This is a genomic window from Xenorhabdus griffiniae, from assembly GCF_001028135.1.
In the GTDB taxonomy this organism is placed as follows: domain Bacteria; phylum Pseudomonadota; class Gammaproteobacteria; order Enterobacterales; family Enterobacteriaceae; genus Xenorhabdus; species Xenorhabdus bakwenae.
Genome location: NZ_LDNM01000156.1, coordinates 1 through 4,131, shown reverse-complemented (window position 1 = coordinate 4,131; position 4,131 = coordinate 1). Strand labels below are relative to the sequence as shown.

Annotated in this window: 5 protein-coding genes and 2 pseudogenes; 3 read left to right on the top strand and 4 right to left on the bottom strand. The window is 43.7% G+C overall.

Annotated features, from left to right (window positions below; all coding sequences use genetic code 11):
* Positions 1 to 657, bottom strand: a pseudogene (locus AAY47_RS20190) (hypothetical protein); the annotation flags it as partial.
* Positions 658 to 899: 242 nt separating this feature from the next.
* Positions 900 to 1,301 carry a hypothetical protein gene (locus AAY47_RS19065; protein ID WP_047771914.1) on the bottom strand — a complete coding sequence of 134 codons (402 nt, stop codon included), beginning with the start codon at positions 1,299 to 1,301 and terminating at the stop codon, positions 900 to 902.
* Between the two features lie 134 nt (positions 1,302 to 1,435).
* Between AAY47_RS19065 and AAY47_RS19060 the strand changes: the two genes are divergently transcribed.
* On the top strand, positions 1,436 to 1,621 hold the full coding sequence (locus AAY47_RS19060) for a hypothetical protein (protein ID WP_047771912.1): 186 nt from the start codon (positions 1,436 to 1,438) through the stop codon (positions 1,619 to 1,621).
* On the opposite strand, the gene AAY47_RS20185 is transcribed toward AAY47_RS19060, so the two are convergent.
* Positions 1,608 to 2,042 carry a helix-turn-helix domain-containing protein gene (locus AAY47_RS20185; RefSeq protein WP_053014359.1) on the bottom strand — a complete coding sequence of 145 codons (435 nt, stop codon included), beginning with the start codon at positions 2,040 to 2,042 and terminating at the stop codon, positions 1,608 to 1,610. The two genes, AAY47_RS19060 and AAY47_RS20185, sit on opposite strands and share 14 nt — an antisense overlap.
* A 608-nt stretch (positions 2,043 to 2,650) precedes the next feature.
* Positions 2,651 to 3,313, bottom strand: a complete 663-nt coding sequence (locus AAY47_RS19050) for a S24 family peptidase (protein WP_268802001.1) — start codon at positions 3,311 to 3,313, stop codon at positions 2,651 to 2,653.
* Between the two features lie 162 nt (positions 3,314 to 3,475).
* On the opposite strand from AAY47_RS19050, the gene AAY47_RS19045 reads away from it, so the two are divergent.
* On the top strand, positions 3,476 to 3,676 hold the full coding sequence (locus AAY47_RS19045; protein WP_047771908.1) for a helix-turn-helix domain-containing protein: 201 nt from the start codon (positions 3,476 to 3,478) through the stop codon (positions 3,674 to 3,676).
* Between the two features lie 13 nt (positions 3,677 to 3,689).
* Positions 3,690 to 4,131 (top strand): annotated as a pseudogene (locus AAY47_RS19040) (bifunctional DNA primase/polymerase); the annotation flags it as partial.

The window sequence follows — 4,131 nt, the reverse complement described above, 5'->3', positions numbered from 1 at the left end:
TACTGCGGGATCAACCTCTGGTTCTGGTTCAGGGGTCTGTTTGCCCTCATCCAGCAATGCCAACGCAAATTCTCGGCGTTCAGTAATGCCGGGGATATCATCCCATTTCGCTACCATTTCCAGACACAAGTCTAAAATTCGCGCATTTGTCAAGGCCTTGAGTTCTTGCAAGCCTTGTAATGCACAATCCAGCGCGTCTACCTGCCCGTTACGTTCCTCGGAGCCAACGCCATCGATCACAGCTCGAGCCTGTGCCAGTTTATCGGCGGTCAGGTTGTAGGCGTCATTTTTGAACAACACAGCAATGGCGGACACAGTTTCCAAATCCAGTGTTTCGATATCCACGGGGGTGTTATCGGCTTTCGGTTTGGTGCTGGTTTTTTTCGGTTTGGCGGGTTGGTTATCCCACCCTTCATCAACAATGACTTCGTTAGCTCCCTCCCCGCGGAGTTCCATACCGTGGGGGTTGGCGGATTGTTCAGTAGGAGCGCGGATAGCAACATTATTTGTTAATGCTGAAATAAGTTGCTCGATTAAAGTATTGTTATAGGTGTACAGTGCGTTTTGCTCTGCTTTCAGTGCGTTTTGCTGCTCCAACAGCGCGGTTTCCCGCTCTAGCAGCTCATTATTTTTCTCTATAACTATTTCTAAACTCATTTTCCAGCCCTTTTATTATGAATACAAAGTGATTGGGAATTTACTATCAGGATTGCGTTGTAATTCTTCGAGTTTCCGTTGCCAGCGTAGGCGGCGAACGGTGTTATTTACCGGGTATCGGTCAACCGGTATTATTTTTGGTTTCATAACGCTTTTTTACACACCAAAAAGCACACCCACCAAAACTGGCAGATGGGTGTGGTAGCCAAAGGACGATAATTTGGTACGGACGTAATGCGGTTTTATTTCGTAGCGGTCAGCGCTATCAACGCCCGAGCGTGCAGTTCGGCGGATTCGCGGTCGAGGTGGATTAGACCGCGTTGCAACCATTCGATATCACAGGTATCGTTACCCCACGTGACCCGGTTTGCGTAGAGTGAGATACTGTTGATTGCCGGAGTATAATACTCAGTGCCAATCACCAATGGCCCTCTCACTGGCTCTGGAACTTCGATACCCCCGATTTTGATAGTACGGGGTTTCAGGCGATACTCACGGTCGAACCAGAATGCAATAGGTGTAATGCAATCATCCCAATCGTTATTGGTGAGCGTTTTACATTGAAAATGTCGCCACGGTTCATTATCTGTTTGCGCGATTTGTGCGTACTGGGTAATCAAATCGGCATGAATATGTTTAGTCATTGTTGTTTTCTCTTTTAGGTAGTAGCAATCGCCTGTTTTTGTTAACCCGCTCAGGCGGCGCGGGTTTCTTGCTTTCCACAGTCAAGAAAAGCTGATACGTTGGTTATTCCACAGTCAAAATAAGGAGTTAATCAATGTCAGAAGATATTTCGATTGCTTTTAGAGACCCTCATAACACTGCTTATCGAGTACTAATAGAGTTGATACGCGCGGGGGCGTTTAATGAAGTGCAAGATAAAGGTAAAGATGTTGTTTCGACTTTTAATACCTTGTTAGACCACTTTGAAAAACTAGAAAGTGATGGAACTAACTCTCAATAAGTTTAGAAAAACCTTTCACTAAATTTTCAGCCAGATTTTCTAGTCTGGCTGTTTGATACGAAGTCCCTTTTGACTCATGAGATAATCTTGCCTCGCGTATAACGATTTCTTTGTAAGTATCGACGATGATGTTTTTTAATACCGGTGGGAACGTTTTAAACTTCGGTTCTGGTGCACCATCGATAGTGTGGATGTAGGGACTGCCACCGTCAATTTCCGATAGATCACACTCCATTAAATCCGTTGCGGTACGTCCAAAATACTCAGCAATATTTTTTAACATAGAGTAAGAGGGATCTTTAACTTCACCTGACAGTGTTCTATGTAATGTGGGTTGATTTATTTCTAGGCGTTTAGCTAGTTCTTTTACGCTGGGTATTTCGTGACTGGTCATTAGGTAAGATATGTTTCTGGTTAGCATTTCAATTTACCTTGTTATTGTTAAGTTAACTCACCATAGGTCACTCTGTGAATGACCTACAGTTAGCCAACCACACTATCGCAGTGGTCGCGCTCATGCCCTTGAGTTCCTGTCGCGCTCTCGCCGCTGATAACCGGTGCGTGATTGGCGGTCACGCTGCTCTACCGGCACGTCTTCTTCTCATTAACCCTAACCAGCGCGTGTGCAGTTCGACCTGCTTCTGGCTCTCTTCGTTGAGAGACTCAGGGCTACCTCATAACAGTAGCTTTAAGTTCAACTCCACGGTCTATCCGCTTTGCTAAAGCATGATTATTTCCTCCTATAGTTAATAGACACACCTAACACTGTCCGCCGCGCGCCTGAGATGCCATGTACCCCGTGAGGTCTGGGAATGTCAGGGAGCTGAGTTATGTAGATCTCTCTACTCAGCATTAGGTGTAAGTTCCAAATTGTTAAAGAGCGGGTGATAATTCTATTATTGGTTAAATGATCCAATATGTAATTTATAGGTTAATTCAAATATGAATGTCAACCCAAAAAGTAATTAATTTTTGTAAAAAGAAAGGCCGCATTTTGCGACCTCATTTATGTTATTGATTTATATTGACTTAATTTTTTATTAGATCAGGTTTCGCAATACCAGCGACATAGTGAAGGGTTTCAACAGCACTTTTAGGGAGGCGAATAGGGGCGTGGTCTTCGTTGACAGGTATCACGTGGTAGTTTCCATCTCTTTCAAATATGAAAGTTTTTACTGAAGCGACGCCATCTGTATTTATGATTAGAACCTCATCCCCGGGAGTGACTTCACGATTCGGTTCAACAACAACAAATTCCCCCTCTTTAATACGTGGCGTCATTGATGCCGCTTTACACTTTACTGCGTATGCATCGCTATCGTAGGAAGGCCAGCGGAGGTATCGTCTAGTTTCATAGGTGTCATTTGTTATATCGTTATCGTCGTTAGTGTCATCTTTGATAACGACATCATCGCGAACAGGGATTAGAGAGAATGTATGCGGGTAATATTCGCCGTCTACCTCGGCAACCGTTGTTGGTTGGGCGCTTTGTAAATCGCATTCAATCAAATCTATAGTAGAAACTCCAAAAAAATCAGCTATCTGCTTTAACATCAAATACTTAGGGTCTTTTATTTCGCCTACTGATATTCGGTGCATAGTTGATTGTGGCATTTTCAGGCGCTTAGATAGCTCGGTGAAACTGCTAATACCGTGCGTATACATTAGATACCTAATGTTTTTGATTAACATATCGGTGAGTGACGACATTCTGTTTAGCCTTTAGATTATTTTGCAATCAAGCCATTTGTGGATATTTGCATATTCTAGCTTTTTTTAAAATTAAATTTCAGATTGTATTTAATTCAACTTTGGGTATTCTAACTATTACACCAACCTAGAGGATTTTAATATATGAACGATATTTCACCCCATCAAATGGTTAGAAGACTAAGTGAAGCTGGTTTTACTCAAGCACAACTGGCTGATCTTACCGGTGTTAGTCAATCTTCCTTAAGCCGTATTTTTATGGGTGAGAGGAACGATCCCCGTTTATCTACCGTTAGAGCTATTGAGCGTTTTTATACGGAATTTGTGAAAGAAAATAACAAATAAGGCGCGTACCCATATGTCAGAACAAACAAACTGGGGGGCGACGCCTGATGAATGGTTCCATATGGATCTGATACTGGGCTGTGCGGAGAAGCTGCTACCCGTGGTATGTAATCCTGATGCCCTCGTTTCCCCCGATTCATCATTGAAAAGCATTGGTAAGACCCCGAGTCGTTACAATCGTTCACGGCAAGTGGTGGGTATCCCTAAATGGACGGAGAAGACAGTCACTGATTCGGATATTACAACATGGTCGAACGAACCGGACTACGGTATTTGTATGCGTACCGGGCGTAATGAGCTGGCGGTGGATTGCGATAGCGAAGATGAGAAAATACAGGCGCAAATTCAGGCGCTGTTAACCCAGATGTTCGGCAAGCTGCCTCCGCGCCGTTATCGCAATAACAGTAATAAGTGCCTGTATTTGTTGTCAGTTAAGGGCGAGTATCGTAAGCGCG

Excerpts from the sequence above, each read along its gene's own strand:
- AAY47_RS20185 (WP_053014359.1), bottom strand. The coding sequence starts at position 2,042 with ATGCTAACCAGAAACATATCTTACCTAATGACCAGTCACGAAATACCC.
- AAY47_RS19050 (WP_268802001.1), bottom strand. The coding sequence starts at position 3,313 with ATGTTAATCAAAAACATTAGGTATCTAATGTATACGCACGGTATTAGC.
- AAY47_RS19060 (WP_047771912.1), top strand. The coding sequence starts at position 1,436 with ATGTCAGAAGATATTTCGATTGCTTTTAGAGACCCTCATAACACTGCT.
- AAY47_RS19065 (WP_047771914.1), bottom strand. The coding sequence starts at position 1,301 with ATGACTAAACATATTCATGCCGATTTGATTACCCAGTACGCACAAATC.
- AAY47_RS19045 (WP_047771908.1), top strand. The coding sequence starts at position 3,476 with ATGAACGATATTTCACCCCATCAAATGGTTAGAAGACTAAGTGAAGCT.